Origin of the sequence: Microbacterium hydrothermale, from assembly GCF_004854025.1 — a bacterium.
In the GTDB taxonomy this organism is placed as follows: Bacteria; Actinomycetota; Actinomycetes; order Actinomycetales; family Microbacteriaceae; genus Microbacterium; species Microbacterium hydrothermale.
Genome location: NZ_STGM01000007.1, coordinates 131,064 through 152,020 on the forward strand (window position 1 = coordinate 131,064; position 20,957 = coordinate 152,020).

The 20,957-nt window shown below is 71.3% G+C and carries 24 protein-coding genes; 15 read left to right on the forward strand and 9 right to left on the reverse strand.

Going from position 1 to position 20,957, the window contains the following annotated elements:
* Nucleotide 1 precedes the first annotated feature (1 nt).
* The 3 genes from FB047_RS13770 to FB047_RS13780 are packed head-to-tail and all read left to right on the forward strand — an operon-like array spanning nt 2 to nt 4,564.
* Nucleotides 2–736: a DUF4194 domain-containing protein gene (locus tag FB047_RS13770; RefSeq protein ID WP_136587776.1), complete on the forward strand. Its 735-nt coding sequence runs from the start codon at nt 2–4 to the stop codon at nt 734–736.
* Nucleotides 733–4,077, forward strand: coding sequence for an ATP-binding protein (locus tag FB047_RS13775; RefSeq protein ID WP_136587777.1), 3,345 nt, complete (start codon nt 733–735; stop codon nt 4,075–4,077). Before FB047_RS13770 ends, FB047_RS13775 begins: the two co-directional genes overlap by 4 nt.
* Nucleotides 4,078–4,090: 13 nt before the next feature.
* On the forward strand, nt 4,091–4,564 hold the full coding sequence (locus tag FB047_RS13780) for an SDR family NAD(P)-dependent oxidoreductase (protein WP_136587778.1): 474 nt from the start codon (nt 4,091–4,093) through the stop codon (nt 4,562–4,564).
* Nucleotides 4,565–4,600: 36 nt separating this feature from the next.
* Here the strand turns inward: FB047_RS13780 and FB047_RS13785 are convergent, their stop codons facing one another.
* From FB047_RS13785 to FB047_RS13800, 4 genes are read right to left on the reverse strand one after another with little or no spacing between them, the layout of a single operon-like run.
* Nucleotides 4,601–5,380 carry a hypothetical protein gene (locus FB047_RS13785; RefSeq protein ID WP_136587779.1) on the reverse strand — a complete coding sequence of 260 codons (780 nt, stop codon included), beginning with the start codon at nt 5,378–5,380 and terminating at the stop codon, nt 4,601–4,603.
* 2 nt (nt 5,381–5,382) lie between these two features.
* A complete protein-coding gene (locus FB047_RS13790) occupies nt 5,383–6,552 on the reverse strand; it encodes a hypothetical protein (protein ID WP_167494247.1) in 1,170 nt (389 codons plus the stop codon).
* The gene (locus FB047_RS13795; RefSeq protein WP_136587781.1) at nt 6,552–6,848 is read right to left on the reverse strand and encodes a hypothetical protein; all 297 of its coding nucleotides are present in this window, start codon (nt 6,846–6,848) and stop codon (nt 6,552–6,554) included. Before FB047_RS13795 ends, FB047_RS13790 begins: the two co-directional genes overlap by 1 nt.
* Complete coding sequence (locus FB047_RS13800) at nt 6,845–7,111, reverse strand: SAV_915 family protein (protein ID WP_240752822.1); 267 nt, start codon at nt 7,109–7,111, stop codon at nt 6,845–6,847. The genes FB047_RS13795 and FB047_RS13800 overlap by 4 nt, the downstream gene beginning before the upstream one ends.
* 208 nt (nt 7,112–7,319) lie before the next feature.
* On the opposite strand from FB047_RS13800, the gene FB047_RS13805 reads away from it, so the two are divergent.
* The 3 genes from FB047_RS13805 (at nt 7,320) to FB047_RS13815 (ending at nt 11,197) form a co-directional block, all read left to right on the forward strand.
* Entirely contained in the window at nt 7,320–9,095 is a 1,776-nt protein-coding gene (locus FB047_RS13805; RefSeq protein ID WP_136587783.1) for a Na+/H+ antiporter, read from the forward strand.
* Nucleotides 9,096–9,236: 141 nt separating this feature from the next.
* Entirely contained in the window at nt 9,237–10,211 is a 975-nt protein-coding gene (locus tag FB047_RS13810) for an alpha/beta hydrolase (protein WP_136587784.1), read from the forward strand.
* A gap of 38 nt (nt 10,212–10,249) precedes the next feature.
* A complete protein-coding gene (locus tag FB047_RS13815) occupies nt 10,250–11,197 on the forward strand; it encodes a hypothetical protein (protein ID WP_136587785.1) in 948 nt (315 codons plus the stop codon).
* Nucleotides 11,198–11,350: 153 nt separating this feature from the next.
* On the opposite strand, the gene FB047_RS13820 is transcribed toward FB047_RS13815, so the two are convergent.
* From FB047_RS13820 to FB047_RS13830, 3 genes are all read right to left on the reverse strand, one after another.
* Nucleotides 11,351–12,433 (reverse strand): hypothetical protein, encoded by a 1,083-nt coding sequence (locus tag FB047_RS13820; protein ID WP_136587786.1) that lies wholly within the window; start codon nt 12,431–12,433, stop codon nt 11,351–11,353.
* A 267-nt stretch (nt 12,434–12,700) separates the two neighbouring features.
* Nucleotides 12,701–13,366, reverse strand: coding sequence for a response regulator (locus FB047_RS13825; protein ID WP_136587787.1), 666 nt, complete (start codon nt 13,364–13,366; stop codon nt 12,701–12,703).
* Nucleotides 13,363–14,556, reverse strand: a complete 1,194-nt coding sequence (locus tag FB047_RS13830; protein WP_136587788.1) for a sensor histidine kinase — start codon at nt 14,554–14,556, stop codon at nt 13,363–13,365. The genes FB047_RS13825 and FB047_RS13830 overlap by 4 nt, the downstream gene beginning before the upstream one ends.
* Before the next feature lie 133 nt (nt 14,557–14,689).
* On the opposite strand from FB047_RS13830, the gene FB047_RS13835 reads away from it, so the two are divergent.
* On the forward strand, nt 14,690–15,397 hold the full coding sequence (locus FB047_RS13835) for an ABC transporter ATP-binding protein (protein WP_136587789.1): 708 nt from the start codon (nt 14,690–14,692) through the stop codon (nt 15,395–15,397).
* Complete coding sequence (locus FB047_RS13840; RefSeq protein WP_136587790.1) at nt 15,394–16,695, forward strand: ABC transporter permease; 1,302 nt, start codon at nt 15,394–15,396, stop codon at nt 16,693–16,695. Before FB047_RS13835 ends, FB047_RS13840 begins: the two co-directional genes overlap by 4 nt.
* A 108-nt stretch (nt 16,696–16,803) precedes the next feature.
* Here the strand turns inward: FB047_RS13840 and FB047_RS13845 are convergent, their stop codons facing one another.
* Both FB047_RS13845 and FB047_RS13850 read right to left on the reverse strand, forming a co-directional pair.
* Complete coding sequence (locus FB047_RS13845) at nt 16,804–17,202, reverse strand: barstar family protein (RefSeq protein WP_136587791.1); 399 nt, start codon at nt 17,200–17,202, stop codon at nt 16,804–16,806.
* A gap of 328 nt (nt 17,203–17,530) precedes the next feature.
* Nucleotides 17,531–17,878, reverse strand: a complete 348-nt coding sequence (locus tag FB047_RS13850) for a YnfA family protein (RefSeq protein WP_136587792.1) — start codon at nt 17,876–17,878, stop codon at nt 17,531–17,533.
* Nucleotides 17,879–18,039: 161 nt separating this feature from the next.
* On the opposite strand from FB047_RS13850, the gene FB047_RS13855 reads away from it, so the two are divergent.
* The 7 genes from FB047_RS13855 (at nt 18,040) to FB047_RS13885 (ending at nt 20,888) form a co-directional block, all read left to right on the forward strand.
* Nucleotides 18,040–18,228, forward strand: coding sequence for an alternative tryptophan synthase beta-subunit (locus FB047_RS13855; protein WP_136587793.1), 189 nt, complete (start codon nt 18,040–18,042; stop codon nt 18,226–18,228).
* A 102-nt stretch (nt 18,229–18,330) separates the two neighbouring features.
* Nucleotides 18,331–18,576 carry an alternative tryptophan synthase beta-subunit gene (locus tag FB047_RS13860; RefSeq protein WP_205823026.1) on the forward strand — a complete coding sequence of 82 codons (246 nt, stop codon included), beginning with the start codon at nt 18,331–18,333 and terminating at the stop codon, nt 18,574–18,576.
* A gap of 245 nt (nt 18,577–18,821) precedes the next feature.
* Nucleotides 18,822–19,025, forward strand: a complete 204-nt coding sequence (locus tag FB047_RS13865) for an alternative tryptophan synthase beta-subunit (RefSeq protein WP_205823028.1) — start codon at nt 18,822–18,824, stop codon at nt 19,023–19,025.
* Nucleotides 19,026–19,110: 85 nt separating this feature from the next.
* The gene (locus FB047_RS13870; RefSeq protein ID WP_136587794.1) at nt 19,111–19,461 is read left to right on the forward strand and encodes a hypothetical protein; all 351 of its coding nucleotides are present in this window, start codon (nt 19,111–19,113) and stop codon (nt 19,459–19,461) included.
* 95 nt (nt 19,462–19,556) lie between these two features.
* Complete coding sequence (locus FB047_RS13875) at nt 19,557–20,168, forward strand: TetR/AcrR family transcriptional regulator (protein ID WP_136587795.1); 612 nt, start codon at nt 19,557–19,559, stop codon at nt 20,166–20,168.
* On the forward strand, nt 20,161–20,712 hold the full coding sequence (locus tag FB047_RS13880; RefSeq protein WP_136587796.1) for a hypothetical protein: 552 nt from the start codon (nt 20,161–20,163) through the stop codon (nt 20,710–20,712). The genes FB047_RS13875 and FB047_RS13880 overlap by 8 nt, the downstream gene beginning before the upstream one ends.
* Entirely contained in the window at nt 20,709–20,888 is a 180-nt protein-coding gene (locus FB047_RS13885; RefSeq protein WP_136587797.1) for a hypothetical protein, read from the forward strand. Before FB047_RS13880 ends, FB047_RS13885 begins: the two co-directional genes overlap by 4 nt.
* Nucleotides 20,889–20,957: the final 69 nt, after the last annotated feature.

Below are 20,957 nucleotides of genomic sequence, written 5' to 3' on the forward strand. Positions count from 1 at the left end.
GATGACTGACGTGGACCTGTCCGTCCCCGACGCCGACTCCCCCGTCTTCATCGCCCCCGTGGCGATGGAGAACGACCCCGACGCGCTCTTCGCCGGCGACCGCGGAGTGCTCGACGCCGAGGTGCGGCGCGTGCTCGTGCGCATCCTGCAGCGTCGCTTCCTGCTCGCCGAGTCGTCCCCCGCGGAGTGGAAGCTGCTGCTGGAGCACCAGCAGATGATCGAGTCGCGCCTGAACGACCTGTTCGTGCGGCTCGTCGTCGACCACGCCCGCGGCGTCGCCTACAAGGAGCAGGTGCGCAGCGACGAGCTCGACGTGCCGATCCTGCTGAAGGACGAGGCCTATTCGCGCGCCGAGACCCTCGTGCTCGTCTACCTGCGCACGGTCTTCCAGCGCGAGACGACCGCGGGCACGGCATCCGCCCGTGTCGACGTCGAAGAGGTCGAGCAGACCGTGCTGACGTACTTCTCCGAGAGCGACGGCACGCGCGCGAGCCAGCAGCGCGCGGTGCGCACCGCGATCGCCCGCCTCGACCGCGAGGGGATCATCGAGGAGGAGTCCGAGGGGCGCTATCGCATCGGCCCGCTCATCGAGGTCGTGCTGAGCGCCGAGATCCTGCGCGAGCTGCAGCGCTGGCTGGACGAGCAGACGAAGGATGCCGCGCCCCCGGCGCGGGAAACGCGCGAGCCCGAAGCGGAATCCGAAGCATCCGGAACGACTGAGGGAGAGCTCTCATGACCATGCTCGAGACCCTCTTCGGACTCATCCCCGCCGCCTCCCGCGGCCAGCAGTGGGTCGCCGAAGACCTGCAGCTGATCAACTGGGGAGGCTACGACGGCACGCACCGCGTGCGCTTCGCCCCGACGGCGACCCTGCTGTGCGGCGGGTCGGGCTCGGGAAAGTCGACGCTCATGGACGCCTACGTCGCGCTCATGATGCCGCACACGACCCCCTTCAACGGCGCGTCCAACGGCGCCGTGGTGGGACGCCCGCGCGGGCAGGAGCAGCGCAACATCCTCTCGTACGGCCGCGGCAAGCTCGACGAGTCGCGCACCGACGAGGGCACGAAGGTGCGCGTGCTGCGCGGCGACGGCGTCGACACCTGGACGGCGATCGCGATGACGTGGGCCGACCACGACGGGGCGCGGTTCACGGCGGTGCGGGCCTGGTACATCCCCGCCGCGGCGCGCACCCTCGACGACGCGGTCAAGGTGCGCGCGACCGTGCACGGCGCGTTCGACCTGCGTCAGCTGGAGCGGGCGGCGCAGAGCCACCTGTCGGACTCCGCGGTGCGGGCCACGGGCCTGGACACCCTCGCGACCGACCGCGAATTCTCGGCGCGCCTGCACGCGGTGCTCGGGATCGGCGCGGCCGGCTCGGGGACGAAGGCGATGAGCCTTCTCGCCCGCATCCAGGCCGGTCAGCAGATCACCACGGTCGACGACCTCTACAAGCGCATGGTGCTCGAGGAGCCCGAGACCCTCGCGGTCGCCGAGGCCGTCGTCTCGCACTTCGACGGACTCGAGGGCACGCGCACGCGCATGCTCGAGGCGCGCCAGCAGGTGCGGGCGCTGCAGCCCATCCGCGCGATGAAGACGCGCATCGACGAGGCCGCCGAGCGCTTGCGGCTCATCGACGCGCTCGGACGCTTCGGCGACCCCGAATCGCGCGCGTCGCTGTGGCGCGCGCAGCGCCGCGTCGACCTCCTCACCGCCGTCGAGACCGAGCTGCGCGAACGCACCCACGCCACCGACGCCCTGGTGCGCGAGCGGCAGGCGCTGGCGGATGCCGCCGAGGCCGAGCGCGAGGGTCTCGGCGACGTACTGCGCGCGGCCGGGGGCGACCAGCTCGACGCCGCGCAGCGCGAGCTCCGCGCCCTCGAGCGGCGACTGGCCGGCATGCAGCGCGACCGCGAGAGGTTCGAGGCCGCTCTGGCGGTGCTCTCGGTCGAGGTGTCGTCGGCCAAGCAGTTCGCCGCGATCGTCGACGACGCACGACGCACACTCGGCGACGCGGACGCGAAGACCGCCGTGCGCGACGCCTTCGTCGCCGCGAGCAGCCGGCACACCGACCTGCGCCAGCAGCTCTCGGCGCTCGAGGCCGAGCACCGGCGCACGCAGACCCGCGACGACAACATCCCGCCGCGCCTGCACGAAGCGCGCGAGGCCCTCGCCGAGGCGGCGGGACTCACCGCCGCCGAACTGCCCTTCGTCGCCGAGCTCGTCGACGTGCGCACCGAGTACGAGCCGTGGCGCGGGGCGTTCACGCTCGCCCTCGGCGGCTTCGCGACGACGCTGCTCGTGGATGCCGCCCACCTGGCATCCTTCCGCTCCGCGATCGACGGGGTACGACTGAGCGAGAGACTGCGCTTCGAGGGCGTGTCGACCGACCTTCCCGAGCGCACGGGCCTCGACCCCGCCACCCTGCCCGGCCGACTCGAGTACCGGCGATCCCCCTTCACCGGGTGGCTGCAGGACCGCCTCGAGCAGCAGTTCTCCTTCGTCTGCGTCGATGCCGCGAGCGACCTTTCGCGCCACCGCCTGGCGCTCACGATCGCCGGACAGACCAGCCAGGGCGCGCGCGGCGCGCACGGCGGGTCGACGCGGCAGAGCATCCTCGGCTTCTCGTCGCGCGTGCGCCTCACCGAGCTCGGCGAGCAGATCGTCACCGCGCGCCGCGACCTCGCGTCCGCGAAGGCCGCGGTCGACGAGGCCGCCGCGGCGCTCGACGCCTTCGACGAACGGCGCAGCGCCCTCGAGAAGATCGTCGACCTGACCTGGGACCAGGTCGACACGGCATCCGTCCAGCGCGAGCTCGACCGCTGGAACGAGACCATCGTCGAGGTCACCGCGGGAAACCCCCGCATCGCCGAACTGCAGGAGCAGATCTCGGGTGCGCGCGCCCGCGTGGCGCGACTGCGCGAGGAGATCGGCGCCGCCAAGACCGAGCAGCAGGCCCTCGCCGCCCGCTGGGCGGAGATCACCGACGAGGTGGACGACGCCAACGCGCGTCTCGAGCGGGCCGAGGATGCCGCCATGACGCTGACCGCAGACGAAGCCGCCTACCTCGACGGGCTCTTCGTCGCCCCCGCCGACGACGCCTCGCCGTCGCAGCTGCTCGCGCGCTTCGACGCCGCCCTCGAGTCCGCGTCGAAGCGACTGCTCGAGGAGCAGCGCGCGGCGCAGGAGACCTGGGGCGATCAGCGGGAGAGCCTGCGGCGCACCCTCACCGCGTTCACCGATCGGTGGCCGAGCCCCAACCTGCTCGCGGACCCCGACGAATCGCTCGGCGACTTCGAGCGCATCCTCGCCGACCTCGAGGCCAGCGGTCTGCACGAGCTCGAGGCCGAGTGGCGCGATTCGCTCCTGCGGCTGTCGGGCAACGACCTGACCAGCCTCGACTCGGCGCTCACGCGCGCCCTGCGCGAGATCCGCGAGCGCATCGCGCCAATCAACGACATCATGCAGGACCTGCCGTTCTACGACGACGAGCACCGCCTGCAGATCGTGCCGCGCGAGAACCAGTCCGAGGTGCGACGCCGGTTCCGGCGCGAGCTGCGCGACGTGCGGGCCGCGATCGACGAGGCCGGATCCGATGACGAGCGCGAGGCGGTGTACGGCCGGATGGCGCGGCTGATCGGCCGCATCCGCCCCACCGCCCCTGACTTCGCCGACCTCGTCGACGTGCGCAACCACGTGCGGGTGAGCGCCGAGCGCTTCCGCGCCGACACGGGCGAGCACGTGGCCCTGTACGACCACATCGGCGAGAAGTCCGGCGGCGAATCGCAGGAGCTGATCGCGTTCATCGTCGGCGCGGCCCTGCGGTACCAGCTCGGGGATGCCGGGTCGGAGCGTCCGCGCTACGCCCCGGTGTTCCTCGACGAGGCGCTCATCAAGGCCGACGCGCACTTCACCAAGCGCGCGATTGGCGCATGGCGCGGGCTCGGATTCCAGCTCGTCATCGGCGCCCCGAACGACAAGTACAGCGCGATCGAGCCGCACGTCGACGTCGAGTACGACATCTTGAAGGACACCCGCGGGCGATCGTGGGCGAAGGCGAAGGTGGGCGTCGCGGACTGAGGTCACCCGCTCGATTGGCCAGGTCGCGGCGCAGACGACCGTGAACGTCACGAGCCTCACCGCGCTCACCGCCCTGCTCCTCCCGGGCATGCTGGAGCGCCGCCGCGGCGCGATCATCAACGTGGCCAGTACCGCGGCGTCCCAGCCCCTCCCCCACATGTCGGTCTATGGGGCGACCAAGGCCTACGTGCTGTCGTTCTCGTGCGCGCTGTGGCACGAGACGCGGGGAACCGGCGTCGATGTCGTCGCGATCTGCCCGGGCGCCACCGCGACGGAGTTCTTCGCCACCGCCGGCGACGACACCTCGGTGGGCCCGCGCCGCACGCCCGAAGGCGTGGTCGACAGCGCCCTGAACGGCCTGCGCCGGGGGCGCCCGACCGTCATCGACGGCTCGGCCAATGCCCTGTCGTTGCGCGTGGCCGCAGTCCTGCCGGAGCGCCTCGTCCTGCGGATCGCCGAACGGGCGATGCGCCCGGCCTCGCGCTGACGCCCACCTCGGCCCCGGCCACCCTGCTGTGCGCGCTCAGCCCTCGCGCGCGCGGAGCGCGTCGTCGACGCCACGCAGCACGACGGGTCCGAGGCCGTGCAGGTCCGCGCGCGCCGAGGGCACGTCGCGGAAGTACCGCACCACCGTGGCGACCTGATTCGGATCGGACCCCAGCGCCAGCATGGGTGCTTCGACGCGGGGGCCGGCTCCGTCGGCGATGAGGTGGAGCTTGGCCACGGGACCCGTGCCGATCCCCACCTCGGCGACCTCGTCCCACCGCCAGTCGACGCGGCCACGACCGCGGATGCCGGTGAGTCCTTCGGTCGTCAGGTGCAGCCCGGCCGGCTCGCGCAGACGCACAGCGCTCATGACGATCACTCCGAGGCCGAGCAGCCCGAGGGCGTAGGGCGCACGCGTGAGCAGGAACGACGGTATGGTCGGCAGGTCCCCCGCATCGACGACGATCTGAGCCACCGCGGGGAGCAGCAGCAAGCCCCCGAGCACGAATGGCACCGCGGTGGCAGCCGGGGCGGGGCGGAACCAGATCCCGGATGCCGACGGGTCGATGCGCAGCAATCGCTCCTGGATCGTCCCGAAGAGGACATGGAGGCAGGCCGCCGCCCCGAGGATGGTGACGGTCAGCGCTCCCATCACGAGGCGCAGACCGATGCGCTCATCGGCGACCGCCATGAGGACGGGCAGCACCGCGAAGAGAACGACGACGACGACGAGCCAGGTGGGGCGCCGGCCGTTCGGGAGGACCGGGATTCGCGGGTCGGTGGACGGAAGCCGGGGAGACATGGTGCTGATGGCCACGGTCAATTCTCTCCTCTGTAGGGCTGCGATCGAGGGGACGGCGGGACATACCCCTCCAGGCGTGGCTGGCGACCGGTGAAGAAATCATCGACGGTTTCGCGCGAATCGAGGGGCACGGCGGCCTCCCACAGCCACCGGGCACCCGCACCGACGGCGAGCCCGCCGATCACGGTTCCACCGATGACCCATCCCACCGGGTTGCTGCCAAGCGCGACGGCCGCAGCCCCACCTGCCGCCGCGCCTCCGGCACCGCCCGCCATCCCCCCGGCGATCTCCGCGACGCCGGAACTGAGCGAACCACCATCTGCGACATCGGCGGCGAGGGACACGACATCGATGACGTTCCCCGCGATCGGGAGCACGCGGGTCACCCTCGACACGCGACCGATGTGCTCCGCCAGCTCCTCCACCCCTGCCCGCATCCCGTGCGGATCCGCGGCCTCAGCGGCCGCACGCAGTGCGGGATTACCGGAGCGCAGTTGGTCGCGGAAGGTCTCGGCCGCGGACTGCAGCGCATCGTGGTCCTTGCGCCACGTGCTCAGCGTCTGGTCGTAGAAGCTCTCGTAACCGTCGAGCACGGAGGTCGCAAGCGACTCGTTCCCCTTCGCGGCGATGGCCGACACCGTCCCGGCGAGCTTCTGCAGGCCCTCCACACGCGAGATGAGCGGAGCCATGTGCTCGCCGACCCAGGCGTCGAGCTCACCGGTCATCGTGCCTACCTGTGCGCCGAGATCGTTGTAGCTGGCGATGAGGGAAACGTACTCGTCGTACACCTCGAGATCGTCCTCCGGCGCGCCGGGGCCCGGGCAGTACGTCAGAGCCGTCGACGGTGGCAGAACGTTCGTGCCGACGACGTCGAGGCCGACCGCCGCAGCTTGGGAGCGAAGCGTCGCGACGTCTTCCTGCGCGCGCTCCAGCCGTCCGGCGTACGCGCGGAACACCTCCACCGCGTCACCGAGGTAGCCGAGCACCTCATCGGCTCGACTGCGGATGTCGCCGACGACCGACCTCCACGCGGTTCCGGCCTCGCCCGTCCAGTAGTTGTTCGAATCGCCCCAGAGGTAGCTCAGTTCGAGATCGGCGCCCGTGTAGGCCCCCTTGACGCGGTCGAGCCAGTCCGCGACCGCGCGCACGCTCGCCGGATCACCGGGAATCCTCGCGTCGATCGGCATCAGTCCGCGAGCCCCTCTTCGAGCCGCGAGATCTCGTCTTCCGTCTGCTGTTCCGTCGCCTCGACGTCATCGAGGACGCTGTCGGTCACCGCCGCGACGAGGCGGACCGCTCCCGCGTATTCATTCGCCGCCTCCGCCGCGGCGCCGGCGATGAAGCCGATGAGCGCCGAGGCGGCTCCGCCATCGGCCGCTCCGGGGATGGAGGCGAGCGCCTCGTCGACGCTGTCGAGCTCGTCGACGACGAGTCCCATCCGCCGCGTCATGTTGACGCGGTCCACGAAGATCGGATCGCTCATCCGAGTCGCCCTCCTCGACGGGAATGAGGGGGCACCTCGAGGTCGAAGGCGACGACGTCGAACGGTTGCGCCTGGCGGATCCGATCGAGCTCCGAGGTCATCAGCAGCATCCAGGGTTGCTCGCGCCCGCATGCGTCGGCGAGCCGGTCGAGCGCCGTGTAGGCGAGCAGCCCGCGGCGACCATCGACCAGCTTCTGCACGACGGCCAATTGGCCACGCCCCTCCGGGTCGTCCACCAGGGGCAGGTAGAGAGCGGGTGGCACGATGACCTCACTCCGCATCGTGTCTCCCCGTGTTCCGCCGAGCGACATCACAGATCCCCCCATCCCCGAACCGTTCCGACAGCCTAGTGCGGTCGAGGTAAGCCCGCCCACCTGTTGTGCGGCCCCGAGCCTCGCGCACGTCACAGACCGGGAATGTCCGAGCCGCTCTCTACGCTGAGTGCTGAGGGGACGGCGAAAGGCGGGACACATGCAGGGACTCGAGATCACGGTTCTGCTGGGGCTCGCGATGCTCGTGGGCACCGTCCTGGCACCGCGACTGCGCGTGGCCACACCGCTCGTGCTGCTCGTCATCGGCCTCGCCCTGGGCTTCATCCCCGAGCTCCGTCAGATCGAGCTCCCGCCCGAGACCGTGCTGCTGCTGTTCCTCCCCGTCATGCTGTTCCGCGAGGCGTGGACGACCTCTCTGAGGTCGGTGCGCCGGTCGCTGCGCTACATCATCCCGATGAGCACGCTTCTCGTCGTGGCATCCGCGTTCGCCGTCGCCGGGGTCGCGACCTGGATGGGAGTGCCGTGGGAGGCGGCCCTCGTGCTCGGTGCCGCGGTCGCTCCGCCCGACGCCACCGCCGTCGCAGCGCTCGGACGTCTGCTGCCCGCCAAGACCTTCATGAAGCTCAAGGCCGAGAGCCTCACCAACGACGGCACCGCGCTCGTTCTCTACGCGATCGCCGTCGCCCTGCTGCTCGGCGATCAGATCACCCCGCTGCAGATCACCGGCATGGTGCTGCTGTCGTACCTCGGTGGAGCGGCCGCGGGCATCGCGGTGGCTGCCGCAGCGTTCTTCGCCCTGCGACGGATGCAGTCGACGCTGACGATCAACCTCACGATGGTGCTGGTGCCGTTCGTGTCGTTCCTCATCGCCGAACTCATCGACGCATCCGGGGTGCTCGCCGTCGTCTTCGCGGGCCTCATCATGGCGTGGGTGTCGCCGCGGATCACAACCGCGATGTCGCGGCGGGCGGCGGATGCCACCTGGCCGTTCGGCGTCTACCTCCTCAACGGCGCGCTCTTCGTGCTGATCGGCCTCGAGGTGCAGCTCGTGCTGCACGAGATCTCGGGGTCGGAGATCGGCATCCTTCTGCTCGTGACCGTGGCCGCCTGGATCGCCCTCTTCGTGGTGCGGTACCTGTTCCAATGGCTGTTCTCGCCCTTCTCGCGTCCCGCCGCGGGATCCTCGCGATCTCTTCGGCATCGGTCGCGGATCGTGAGCACCGTGGCCGGGTTCCGCGGAGCCGTGTCGCTGGCCATCGCCCTGTCGGTGCCGGTCACCACGGCCGCGGGCGACCCGGTGGCGGGCCGCGACGCGATCGTGTTCGTCACGGCGGGTGTCATCGTGCTCACCCTGCTGGTGCAGGGGCCCCTGCTGCCGGCGGTCATCCGGTGGGCGAAACTGCCCAACGACGACGCGGCCACCGAGGAGTTCGAGCTCGCCGAGCGGGCGATCTCGGGTGCGGCCCTGGCGGCCCTCGACGATCTCGCGGTCGAACACGGCATCAGCGACCGGGTGCGCGACCGCGCCCGTCGGGAAGGCTACGAGCGGCTCGAACTCGCGAACGCGCGCGCCGTCGCCCGTCAGCGCGCGATCGAGGAGCGCGACCTCGCCGAACTCGACGCCTCGCTCGACGACGACAGCGCCGCGACCGGACCCGTTCCGCCCGACGCTTCCGACACCGACCGGCGCAGCGGCGACCGCGCCGTCGCCGGTGACGACGCCGAGGGCGCGGCCTTCACCGGCCCCCTTCAGATGATCGCGGTCAGCGACGACATCGACGTCACCCAGCGATCTCCCCTCCTGCGTCACAAAGAGGCGCAGCGCCTGCGGCTCGCGATCCTCGACCGCAAGCGCGAGGTGCTGCTGCGCCTGCGTCGGGAGGGCACGATCGACGACCTCGTCGCGCGGCGTATCCTCGCCGGTCTCGACATCGAGGAGATCCGCGCGCGAGGGCTCGAGAAGTCGGGCGAGTGACGCGACGGGAGGAGTCGCCCCGCCCCGCCAGCCGGCGGCATCCACCCGCTGTTCTCCCGCCAGTCGGCGGGGACGCATCGCGACTGTCGAGCCGCATGATCGAAACGTACGCGACGTTGCGTCCCCGACGAAGGAGTCACCATGACCGTTCCCGGTACCCTGTCCCGCCCGCCCTTCGACCCCGAGCTCGCTCCGATGCTCGAGGTGCTCGGCCAGATGCTCCCGCCCACGCTGACCGCCGAGATGCTGCCCGCCTTGCGCACCGGCTCCATTCCGGGCATGCCGACCACCGCCGAGATCCTCGAGTCCGCGCAGCTTCAGTCGCGCGACGTGACGATCCCGGGGTTCGAAGGGGCCGACATCGTCGTCTCGGTCATCGAGTCGAAGGGGCGCACCGGCATCGGCCCCGGCATCTTCCACACGCACGGCGGCGGGATGATCATGGGTGACCGATTCGCGGGCGTCGCCGGCTTCGCAGAGTGGATCCACCGGTACAACGCCGTACTCGTCAGCGTCGAGTATCGCCTCGCCCCCGAGTTTCCCGACCCGTATCCCGTTGAGGACTGCTACGCGGGCCTTCTCTGGACGGCCGAGAACGCCGAACGGCTCGGCATCGAGAGCGAGCGTCTGATGATCGCCGGGGGCAGCGCCGGCGGGGGCCTCGCCGCGGGCGTCGCACTTCTCGCTCGTGACCGTCGGGGACCTCACCTCGTCGGACAGATGCTGATGTACCCGATGCTCGACGACCGCGATGCGACCATTTCGACGCGTCAGATCGACGGCGTCGGCGTGTGGGACCGCGGAAGCAATCTGCTGGGCTGGAATTCGCTGCTCGGTGAACGCCGGTCCACCGACGACGTGTCGATCTACGCCGCGCCCGCGAGAGCCACCGATCTCTCCAACCTGCCCCCGGCGTTCATCGACTGCGGCAGCGCCGAGGTTTTCCGCGACGAGGACGTGGCCTACGCTTCGGCGATCTGGGCGGCCGGCGGGCAGGCCGAGCTGCACGTCTGGCCGGGAGCGTTCCACGCCTCCGAATCACTCGCGCCTCAAGCCGCCCTTTCGCACGACGCCGTAGACGCGCGCGATCGCTGGATCCGCCGCTTGCTCGGCTGAGCCACGGTCCTATGCTGGGCGCGTTGAAGGAGTGACCCATGCAGGAGTTGGCGGGACGACTGAAGGTGCTCGACCCGGCGGCGAGCGAGTCGGTGAAGATCATCGGTTACTTCGACTCGCTCGTCGCGGGCGGAGCCGGTGCAGAGTCGATCGTGCGCGCCGCAGCAATCCTGAGCGGAGTGCCCGCGGGCGCGCGGGTGGGGAGCCGGCTCATCGGCATCGACGTCGACGGTGGGCGCACCGCGCCGCACGAGCCCGAAGGGGCGGATGCCGTCGACGCGCCCCGTGTATGGCTCGATCGTCGCGATGGCCCAGGTCTGAACGACGCCATGATCGTCGACCGCGCGCAGGTCGCCCTCTCGATCATCGTCGCGCGCGCGGATCCGACGATGAGCGCAGTCGAAACCGTGATCGACGCGGCGGCCTCGCGAGTGGATCGCGAGGCCGCCGCCCATCGTCTGCGCCTGAGCGGCGCGGTGCGCGTCGTCGCGGCCCCTCCCATTTCCCGCCACTCGCACAGAGCCTCAACCGTGCTCGCCTCCAACGAGGGGGCGGTGTGGATCGGTCTCGGCGACGTCATCCCGGCGGACGGCCCCGTCGGAACAAGCGTCGCGCAGGACCTCGACGACCTCCCCCGCGCCTGCGCCGATGCTCGTCTCGCGCTGCGCCTCGCCGACGATCGGCATCGGGTGATCGATGCCCTCGACCTCGGGGTGCTCATCGTGCTGGCGCGATCGTTCGACGCATCCGCGCCGCAACATCCGGATGTCGCGGCACTCGGTGCCCTCGACGCCCGCGCTCTCAACGCTCTGGATGTCGTCGTCGACAGTGAGAGCATCCGCGCGGCCGCCACACGCCTGTCGATGCACCACAGCAGCTTGCAGGCTCGCCACGAGACGTGGACACGCCAGCTCGGCTACGACCCGCTCAGTCCCCGCGGGCGCGCCCGCTTCCTCGCCGCGAGATTGCTCCTGCGGCTGCAGTGATTCCGTGATCGGACGAGGTGAGCACCGAATCGATGATCGAGCGGTCACGCACCACCCGCCGCACCGATTCGCAACCGCTAGCCCTCACGGCGAAAAGTCACCCCGCGGGCGGCGCCTGCGGCTCCCGCTCCGGTGACCCGCACCGGCGACGCATCACCGCGCGGATGGCGCCTGTCGATCCCGCTCCCCCACGGGTGTCAGGGAGCGCGCGGATGCCGAGGCGTCACGGGTCAGGAGCAGATCGGCGTCGCGACCGCTGAGCCCGCGAGGGTCGCCGCCGCGAGACGCCCGCGCCGACAGCCCCGCCTCCTCCAGCCGCCGGCGCAGGCCCGTCGGCAGCGCCGGCAGGGTCGCCGCCATCCCCGCCGGGCGACGCGCCAGACCGAACAGCAGCACGACGCCCGACCCCGCGACCGGCCGCACCTCGACGCGCGTCGGCGCGTCGCGAGCCGCCCACCTCAGCGCCCGCACCTCGCCGAACGCGAGGTCGACGACCCTCGTGGCATCCGTCTTCTCTTCCGTCGTCCGCTCGATGACGAGACGCCCGCGCGTGACGCGGACGAGCACCTCGACCGTGCGTGCCCGCGCGATGAGCAGGATGGCGCCGTAGATCGGCAGGCCGATCAGCCAGCCCAGCACAACGACGATCATCAGCGGGCTCATCCGCATCGCGACGTCGGAGAAGACCACCACGAACACGCTGAGCACGCCCGCCGCAACGGCGAACAGGATGCCGACGACGCCGCGGTACGTCGACAGGCGCAGCGCGACGGCGGGCAGACGCAGTTCCCACACGTCGTTCGTCCGCGTCCAGTCCGGGGACACGAGCCGGGCCGTACGCCGGGCGGAATCGGCCCGGACGAGGCCGGACACCCGCCCGATGAGGGTCAGCCAGATCCACCCGGCCGCCGGAACCGCGGAGAACGAGAGCGCGGCGGTCACCGACGCGTCGACGGCGCCGGGGATCACCCCGCGCGTCAGAAGGAACAGAGCTGCTGCGGCAGCTGCGGCGACGCCGACGTGCAGGCCGAACGACAGGCCGGGAGAGCGCAACGCCATCAGCCCGCGGACGACCGCGTGAGCGACGAGCCAGCCGGCGATCAGGCACAGCAGGAACCCCGCGAAGTCGACATTCGTCCCGAGCAGGCGAAGCGCCGCGAGTCCGCACAGCACGGCCCAGAGCAGCGGATGTCCGAGCAGCGCGCGCATATGGATTCGGCCGTGCCCTGCGGTCATACGATCCCCCCGATCGGTCCGCCGCCATCGGCCCCTCGACGATGACCGGCTCCTCGATCCTATGAGCCGCCGCCGGATTCGACCGGATCGCCCGTCGGCGGACGCCTCCGACGGCACGCACCGACCGGCCCGCGTCTCGTGCCACCCGCCCCATGCAACGCTCGCCCCGGGCCCTGCCGCCACCCCGCGCAGCGTCCGCCCGCGCGCCACCCGGCCCGCTCCGACCCACCGCCGCGACGACCGCTCGCGACCCCGCGGGCCCCGCCGTCACTGGCCGGGAACGAGCAGGCCGCTCTCGTACGCCGCGATGACGAGCTGAGCCCGGTCGTGCGCGCCGAGCTTGAGCATCGTGTTCTTCACGTGCGTCTTCGCGGTGTGCGGAGAGATGAAGAGGGCCGCGGCGATCTCGTCGTTGGACCGCCCGCGTGCGACGTGCTGCAGCACCTCGCGTTCCCGTTCGGTCAGCACCGCCAGGGCGGGCGCGTCACGCGGCGCTGCGGGCTCCGTCCTCCGCACGTACCTCTCGATCATCGCCCGGGTGGCCGCCGGCGACAGCAGCGCCCCTCCCTCGTCGACGGCGAGCACGGCCTGCACGATCTCGTCGGGCTCGGCCCCCTTGCCGATGAAACCGCTGGCCCCCGCGCGAAGAGCCGCCACGACGTAATCATCCTCCTCGAACGTGGTGAGCACGAGCACGCGCGTCTCGGCAAGCGCGGGGTCGTCGCAGATGAGCCGGGTGGCCTCGATGCCGTCCATGCGCGGCATCCGGATGTCGCACACCACCACGTCGGGCCGGAGGCTCGCGGCGAGCGCCACGGCCTCCTCTCCGTCGACGGCTTCGCCGACCACCTCGATCCCGTCGGCGGCGTCGAGAAGGTCGCGCACGGCGGATCGGATGAGGGCCTGGTCGTCGACCACGAGCACGCGGGTCATGGGGTACCTCCGGGGGCGGCGGCGAGCGGAAGGCGGGCGGCGAGCCGATAGCCGCCCGGTGCGAGCCCGGCGTCGAGGTGCCCGCCCACCGACTCGACGCGTTCGCGCAGACCCACGAGACCGAAGCCCGAGGGCGAGGCGGTCGCGGGCGCGTGATCGAGGGGGTTCGTGATCACGATCTCGACCTCGTCGTGGTCGCGGCGCAGGAGCACGTGGGCACGACGAGCCGTTCCGTGCTTGAGGGCGTTGGTGAGCCCCTCCTGCACGACGCGGTAGGCGACGATGTCGACCGAGAGCGGCAGCGCGTCGGCCGGGTCGTCGCGGGCGAGTTCGTCGCGCACGACCACGTCGCAGCCGGCGACGCGCACGGATTCGACGATGTCGTCCAGTCGGGCGAGCCCGGGCTGCTCGCGCGGGGCGGCCTCCTCGGGCGCGCGCAGCACGGCGAGGAGCGACCCGATCTCGCCGAGCACGTCGCGCGATGCGGTGCGGATCGTCGACAGCGCCTCGCGCGCGCGCTCGGGCCGCGTCTCGAGCGTGGATGTCGCCACCCCGGCGTTGAGGCTGATCACCGAGATGCGGTGCGCGACGGCGTCGTGCAGGTCGCGTGCGATGCGCAGGCGCTCCTCGGTGACCCGCCGTCGCGCTTCGGCCTCGCGCGTCTGCTCGGCGCGGCGGGCGCGTTCGATCACGGCCTCGACGTACGCCCGGCGCGAGCGTGCGGCATCCCCCAGGGCACCGGCGAGACTCACCATCAGCCCCACCTGCAGGAAGCGGGTGTCGAGTCCGGCCGTGAGTTCGACGACGATGCTCGCGGCCACCAGACCCACGACCGCCGGGATGGCCACGGGAGCGGCCTCTCGACGCGGCAGCCGGTCGGCCATCGCGTACGCCGCGATGACCATCGACAGCGCCACCCCGGGAAGGAGCACACCGAGCACGAGTGCGGTGACGTACAGCGCGATGCAGGTGAGCAGCACGGTGCGCGGTCGCCGGCGGCGCAGCGGCAGCAGCACGGCGGGCACGATCGCGATCGCGTACTCGAGGGGGTTCGACGCGCGCAGCTCCGGGAAGGGCACGGGGGCGAAGACCGGCACGATCACGAGCACCGCCGCGAGAACGTCGAGCACCCAGGCGCGACCGGCGGGGATCAGACGCGGCGCGGTGTCCGTCGTCGGGTCGGGTCGCATCGTCCCAGTCTGACGCGCGCGCGGGCGTCTCACCATCGCCCGCTCGGAGCAGACGCGATCTCCCCCCACGGGGGTAGGCCCTCACCCCGCCGGAGCGACGCGGATCACCGCCCTCGCGAGCGACAGTGAGGTCATGGCATCCGAACCTCCTCCCCCACTGCTCTCCGTCACCGACCTGCACAAGTCGTACGGCCGCGGATCGGCCCGCTTCGACGCCCTGCGCGGCGTGAGCCTCGACATCCACCGCGGCGAGAGCATCGCGATCGTCGGCAAGAGCGGGTCGGGAAAGTCGACCCTCATGCACCTGCTCGCGCTCATGGATGCCCCCTCGAGCGGCACCGTGCGCCTGGAGGGGAAGGATGCCGCGACCCTGCGCGGACGCCACCTCAACCGCACGCGCAACAAGACGTTCGGCTTCGTGTTCCAGCAGTTCTTCCTCACTCCCAGCGCCTCGGTGCTCGAGAACGTCGTGCTGCCGTTGAAGATCGCCGGTGTGGGACGCGCGGAGCGGCGCCGCCGGGGGCTCGCGGCCCTCGCCGAGCTCGACATGCAAGACAAGGCGAAGAACAAGGCCACGGCCCTCTCGGGCGGGCAGAAGCAGCGCGCCGTCATCGCGCGCGCCCTCGTGAACGACCCCCGCGTGATCTTCGCCGACGAGCCGACGGGCAACCTCGACTCCGCGACGGGGGCGGTCGTGGAAGACATCCTCTTCCGCCTGAACCGCGAGCACGGCATCACCCTGATCGTCGTCACCCACGACGACGACCTCGCCGCCCGCTGCGACCGGCGGGTGCAAATCCGCGACGGCGTGATCGTGGCCGAGGAGAGGAGCGCGGCATGAAGACCGGCGACCTCGTCACCACCGCGGCGGCGAACACGTTCCGCTCGAAGACCCGCACGATCCTCACGGTCCTCGCGATCTTCGTCGGAGCCTTCACCCTGACGCTCACCAACGGTCTCGGCACCGGCATCAACCGCTTCATCGACGACACCGTGTCGGCGATCGGCTCGGCCGACGTGCTCACCGTGACGAAGACGGGCACCGGGGCGGCGGCATCCGGAGAACCGCAGAAATACGACCCCGAGGCGGTGTCGGCGTCGAATACGAATCCGGGTCGCCCCGGGGCGACGGCGACCGTCTCGGCGTTGACGGATGCCGACATCTCCGACCTCCGCGCCCTCCCGGGCGTCGCCGCCGTGACGCCGACCAAGGCCGTGCAGATCGACTACGTGCAGGTCGACGGCGGCGACCGGTACGTGGCGAGCGCGGGCTCGCTCATCGGCGGGCAGACACCGCAGCTCGCGGCGGGCAACGCGCCCGACGGCGCGACCGACGCCCTGCAGGTGGCGATCCCGGAGTCGCTCGTGGGACCCCTCGGCTTCGCCGACGCCGCCGACGCGGTGGGGGCGACCCTCTCGATCGCCGTCTCAGACCCCGTGCGCACGCAGCACGTGATCTCGGCCACCATCACCGGAGTGACCGAGGGCGCCTTCGCCTCCGCCACGGCGCTGACCACCGATCCGGCTCTCGAGGACGCCCTCTTCGCGGCGCAGAACACCGGGGTGCCCGCCGACCAGCTCGACCGCTACGCGAGCGCGAGCGTCACCCTGTCGTCGTCGACGCCGCAGGCAGTCGACGACGCGAAGACCGCGTTGACGGATGCCGGGTTCTCGGGCCAGACCGTCTCGGATCAGCTGGGCACGTTCAAGGCGGTGATCGACGGCATCGTGCTGGTGCTGAACGCGTTCGCGGTGATCGCCCTGCTCGCGGCGAGCTTCGGCATCGTCAACACCCTGCTCATGTCGGTGCAGGAGCGCACGCGCGAGATCGGCCTGATGAAGGCGATGGGCATGGGCAGCGGCCGGGTGTTCTCGCTCTTCAGCCTCGAAGCGGTGATGCTCGGGCTCCTGGGCAGCCTCATCGGCGCGGTCGTCGCGATCGGCGTCGGTACGGCCGTCAGCGCGCAGCTCGGTCAGACCCTGTTCAGCGACCTGCCGGGGCTGCAGCTCATCGCGTTCGATCCCCTGTCGATCCTCGTCACGACCGTGGCGATCATGGCCATCGCGTTCCTGGCGGGGAGTCTGCCGGCCGCTCGGGCGGCGCGCGCCGATCCGGTGGAGTCGCTGCGGTACGAGTGACGGCGGAGCGGGCCCGGGGTCGGTGACCTCGGGCCCGTTCGGCGCCCCGCCCCAGCCGTCAGACGCTCGGTTCGCGACGCTCGGCCCGCACAGGGCGCGGGGCCCCGATCACGCGAGGATGAGCTCGATGTTCGCGTGATCCCGGAACACCCGCACGACGAGGTCGAAGTACGTCTCGCCCCGTCCGGCTTCGAGCTCGTGAAGGGCGCGCTGTGCCGGCGCTGTCGCGTAAACCTCCGGACGGGCGAGCTTCTGCCGCAGATACGCCTTCGTCGTCTCGTTCCCGAGTGCCGTCCTCGCCGTGGCCGCGTCGCGCCACCGCACGCGCACCGGCTCGGACCCGTCGAGCACCCCGAAGCCGCCGTACAGGAGGTCGTCGAGAGCGTCGAGGCTCTCGCCGAGCGTCCACGACTCACCCGGCATGAACACGCGGTTCAGCTCCGCGTAGAGCGACGAGATGCCGTGCACCCGCGATCCGTCGATCTCGATCACGCGTTCGCGCGGCATCCGCCCTCCAATACGGGTTGAGTGAACGACGAAGGACCGGAGCCTGTCGGCATCCGGTCCTGTCGTGAGAGGCCCGGGACGGGCCGCGAGGACGCTCAGTCTCCGCCGTTGATCACCGAGAGGTACGACCCGAAGGGGCGCGCGGGCTCGGAGGCGGAGAAGTCGTCGGCGATGCCCTCGTGGGGCGTGGTGTCGAACTGCATGGATCGAGTGTGCCCGGCGAAAGCCCCCGTCAGAGGATGGTTGACAATTCGCCGGTATCTCGTCTAGCTAACTACTCGCCTTTCTAACTTGCCGTTGCGCTGCCCGAGAAAGACTCCGGATGCCGTCACTCCGGCGCCGGAGCCACGACCGGCGCGAGCACGATGATCCCCGCCCCCACGAGCGCGACGGCGGAACCGACGTAGTCCCACACGGTGGGGCGGAAGCCGTCGACGACGATCCCCCACGCGAGGGAGCCGGCCACGAAGACCCCGCCGTACGCCGCGAGCACTCTCCCGAAGTGCGCATCGGGCTGCAGCGCCGCGACGAAACCGTAGGCCCCCAGCGCGACGATCCCGAGCAGCGCCAGCCACCAACCGCGGTTCTCGCGCACCGCCTGCCAGATCAGCCAGGCGCCGCCGATCTCGGCGACCGCGGCGAGGGCGAACAGCACGACGATGCGGACGGTGGTCATCGGGTCATTATCGCGTCCCGGCCGTTTCGACGCGGCATCCGCGGGCCGCGGAAGACGCCGCGCGGACGCCCCGGTTACGGCTGTTCACGGGCAGATTACGCGGAGGGAAAATCTCGGTCGAGGCGCGGTCCGACGCGTTAGCCTCCCCGGAGGGGGTGATGATGACTCGACCTCGCACCTTGACGCACACCTACACGCTCGCGGGCGGCTGGCAGAAAGCCCCCCACGAGCCCCTCACGCCGGAGCGGGCCGCCGCGCTGCGCGAACAGGGGATCATGCTCGTCCGCGCCCGCCGCGGCCTGTTCGATACGCGAGAGATCTCGCTGCGGGCGTATCCCCCGACCCGCTGACCCCCCGAAGAGGGGACAGACAGCTCCCCCCACGGCGCGTAGCGTCGTAATCCCCCGCTCCAATGGCGCAGCCCCCTCGAAAGCCTGCCTTTTGGAGTGGACATGACTCGCCCCCGCACCGTGACCCACGCATACCGCATGCCCGGCGGATGGGAAGACCTCCCCCACCGCCCCCTCACCCCCGAGAACGCCCGCGCCCTTCGCGACGAGGGCTACACCCTCGTACGCGCGCGTCGCGGATTCGTGAACTCCAAGGAGCTCTCGCTCACGCTGTACACGCAGCAGTCCGCGGGCGCCACGCAGTGGCCCGACTCCGACATCCGCCCGTCCGGGTCGTCGGCCGCCTGATCTGCCTCGGGCGCCGCACCGAACCCGCGCGCCTGCCCGGCAACCGGCGGATCGCCCCACTCGACCCCTCTCTCGGACCTTCCGCGCACGACCCGCCGCGGCCATCGACCGGGAGACCTCCCCTCAGATCGCCCGCACCCTGACGAACGACCCCGGACAATCCCGGTAGTCGGCACGGTCCCCGGCGCTCCCCCGGCGGGTAGTGTCGATGGGATCGGTTGGATGCATTCAAGGGGGCAATGCCGGTGTCAGGATCGCAGACGATCACGCACGCCTATCGACTGCCGGGCGGGTGGGAAGCCGTGCCCAAGCAGCGGTTGAACATTCCGAACGCGCTCGCTCTGCGTGCACAGGGGTACACGATGATCCGCGCCAAGCGCCGATTCCGCAGCCCCTACAACCACTCGATGGTGCAGTTCCTGCAGGCGGCTGGTCACGTCGACGGCTGAGCGCGGTCATCTCGCGCGACGGCGCCTCTGTAGCGCACCCCCCGGTCAGCGCGGGTCCCGCGCGCCGGGCGTATACCCTGGGCGCATGACGTGCACGCGGCCCACCCTCGACGAGATCACGCAGTGGGTCGCCGACTACGAGAAGACCGACCGCGTGGCGCACGCCACGGTCCACGTGCTTCCCCAGGACGACCCCGAGCACACCGAATCGGGCATCGTCGCCGTACACCTCAATCACGGTCCGGCATCGATCTACCTCAACGTCGACTGCGAACGATCGTGGACCGCGACCCTCACCGAGCGGTCCGGCGAGTTCCCCCTCAAGGGTGGCCACCTCATCGCCCTCGGCGAGGAGCTCTTCACCACCGGCAAGCTCTGCGAGTACCTGCAGCAGCGGACGGATGCCGCGGAGGCGGGCGCCTCGAGCCCGGCGTAGGCCGCGTCTCCCCCGCCGCACCGCGGGCGGGGCACGGTGTTACCGTTCGGTGAAATCCGACACACGTGTCGGATTTCACGGGTAGAGTCCCTGGCATGAGCACCTCCGTCAGCGCCGCTCCGAAGCTCCGCGGGAGCTACGCGAAAACCCCCGCGCAACGCGAGCGGATCGTCGATGCCGCCTTCGCGGAGTTCATCGAGGTCGGTTTCGCGGAGGCGACGATCAACGGCATCGCTCGACGCGCCGAGATGAGTCGGGCCGGCATCCTGCATCATTTCGCGACCAAGACCGACGTGCTCGCCGCCGCCCTGGCCCGATGCGACGCCGTCATCGACACGCACATGGAGGGTCGGCGCGGGGTCGACGTCGTCCGTGGCATCCTGTCGCTCTTCGACGGCGATCAGGCGCTCGCCGACGTCATGCGGGTGCAGGGGGCGCTGTCCGCCGAGGCCCTGCGCCCGGACCATCCCGCGCACGCTCACTTCGCCCGCCGCTTCGCCGCGATTGCGGACGCCCTCGACGAGGCGTTCGCCGTGATGTCCGCGGAGGGGCGCGCGACCACCGACGTGCCCACCGCGCAGATCGCACGGGAGAGCCTCGCACTGGCGGAGGGCCTCTTCCTGCAGTGGCTGCGCGGAGACGCCGACGTCGACGTGGCCGCCGCCGTCCGCCGGCACGTGCAGCGGTTCTTCTCCGTCGATGCGTGACGACCTCTCGCGGGCCCGGCAGGAGCGGAGCACGCGCGTCGACTTCAGCCGACTCGGCGACACGGTGTGGCTCGCCCGCCGCGGGGCCGCCGTGCTCGGATACGTCGGCCTCGACGAGCAGGGGTACGTGGCGTTCGATCCCGATCTGACGCCCCTGGCATCCTCGGCGCAGGAAGACGAGGTGCGTGCGGTGTTCACGCGGGCGGCGCCGGCCCCCGTCGCGCCGAAGCCCGTCCGACCACAGGAACTTCTGGCCGAGGTGCGCGAGACCCTCGCCGCGTTCGTGCGCGATCATCGCGGGAGCGGCATGACCGCCGAGCTGACGTTCACCGATCCCGACCTCGGCATCGATCCCGCCGTCGTGCTCCTCCGCTTCGCCGACGGCGGCGTGGTCCTGCTCACCCGCGAGCACCGGGACGCCTGGGAGGCCATCATCGAGCCGCCCGTCGGCGAGATCCAGGCCGACACCGCCCACCTGCAGGGCCTCGCGCGAGACCTCCTGGCCGTCGCCGACCTCAGCGAGCGGCTGAACCGGCGCCCATGACGAGGCGTCGCCCGCGCGCTCACTCCGCGTGGCGCGCCGCCCTGTGGGTTGCGATCGTCGCGAGCGCGGCGGCCGGCGCGGCTCTTCTGACGACGGATGCCGATGCGGGAGCGCTGCTGCTGCTCACCGCGCTCGTGCTCGCGGCGCCCGCGACCGCGGGGCGGCGGTCGCCGTGAGGCCGAGGCGCCCGCGACCTCAGCGCAGCGGTCACCGTGGCGCCCTCGCGATATCACGGCTCGTGGGGC

What these genes read in the sequence shown, in the direction of transcription:
- FB047_RS13855 (WP_136587793.1), top strand. Translation starts at nt 18,040, where the DNA reads ATGACTCGACCTCGCACCTTGACGCACACCTACACGCTCGCGGGCGGC.
- FB047_RS13870 (WP_136587794.1), top strand. Translation starts at nt 19,111, where the DNA reads ATGACGTGCACGCGGCCCACCCTCGACGAGATCACGCAGTGGGTCGCC.
- FB047_RS13840 (WP_136587790.1), top strand. Translation starts at nt 15,394, where the DNA reads ATGAAGACCGGCGACCTCGTCACCACCGCGGCGGCGAACACGTTCCGC.
- FB047_RS13820 (WP_136587786.1), bottom strand. Translation starts at nt 12,433, where the DNA reads ATGACCGCAGGGCACGGCCGAATCCATATGCGCGCGCTGCTCGGACAT.
- FB047_RS13770 (WP_136587776.1), top strand. Translation starts at nt 2, where the DNA reads ATGACTGACGTGGACCTGTCCGTCCCCGACGCCGACTCCCCCGTCTTC.
- FB047_RS13860 (WP_205823026.1), top strand. Translation starts at nt 18,331, where the DNA reads ATGACTCGCCCCCGCACCGTGACCCACGCATACCGCATGCCCGGCGGA.
- FB047_RS13835 (WP_136587789.1), top strand. Translation starts at nt 14,690, where the DNA reads ATGGCATCCGAACCTCCTCCCCCACTGCTCTCCGTCACCGACCTGCAC.
- FB047_RS13875 (WP_136587795.1), top strand. Translation starts at nt 19,557, where the DNA reads ATGAGCACCTCCGTCAGCGCCGCTCCGAAGCTCCGCGGGAGCTACGCG.
- FB047_RS13795 (WP_136587781.1), bottom strand. Translation starts at nt 6,848, where the DNA reads ATGAGCGATCCGATCTTCGTGGACCGCGTCAACATGACGCGGCGGATG.
- FB047_RS13830 (WP_136587788.1), bottom strand. Translation starts at nt 14,556, where the DNA reads ATGCGACCCGACCCGACGACGGACACCGCGCCGCGTCTGATCCCCGCC.
- FB047_RS13880 (WP_136587796.1), top strand. Translation starts at nt 20,161, where the DNA reads ATGCGTGACGACCTCTCGCGGGCCCGGCAGGAGCGGAGCACGCGCGTC.
- FB047_RS13885 (WP_136587797.1), top strand. Translation starts at nt 20,709, where the DNA reads ATGACGAGGCGTCGCCCGCGCGCTCACTCCGCGTGGCGCGCCGCCCTG.
- FB047_RS13775 (WP_136587777.1), top strand. Translation starts at nt 733, where the DNA reads ATGACCATGCTCGAGACCCTCTTCGGACTCATCCCCGCCGCCTCCCGC.
- FB047_RS13850 (WP_136587792.1), bottom strand. Translation starts at nt 17,878, where the DNA reads ATGACCACCGTCCGCATCGTCGTGCTGTTCGCCCTCGCCGCGGTCGCC.
- FB047_RS13790 (WP_167494247.1), bottom strand. Translation starts at nt 6,552, where the DNA reads ATGCCGATCGACGCGAGGATTCCCGGTGATCCGGCGAGCGTGCGCGCG.
- FB047_RS13845 (WP_136587791.1), bottom strand. Translation starts at nt 17,202, where the DNA reads ATGCCGCGCGAACGCGTGATCGAGATCGACGGATCGCGGGTGCACGGC.
- FB047_RS13805 (WP_136587783.1), top strand. Translation starts at nt 7,320, where the DNA reads ATGCAGGGACTCGAGATCACGGTTCTGCTGGGGCTCGCGATGCTCGTG.
- FB047_RS13825 (WP_136587787.1), bottom strand. Translation starts at nt 13,366, where the DNA reads ATGACCCGCGTGCTCGTGGTCGACGACCAGGCCCTCATCCGATCCGCC.
- FB047_RS13815 (WP_136587785.1), top strand. Translation starts at nt 10,250, where the DNA reads ATGCAGGAGTTGGCGGGACGACTGAAGGTGCTCGACCCGGCGGCGAGC.
- FB047_RS13810 (WP_136587784.1), top strand. Translation starts at nt 9,237, where the DNA reads ATGACCGTTCCCGGTACCCTGTCCCGCCCGCCCTTCGACCCCGAGCTC.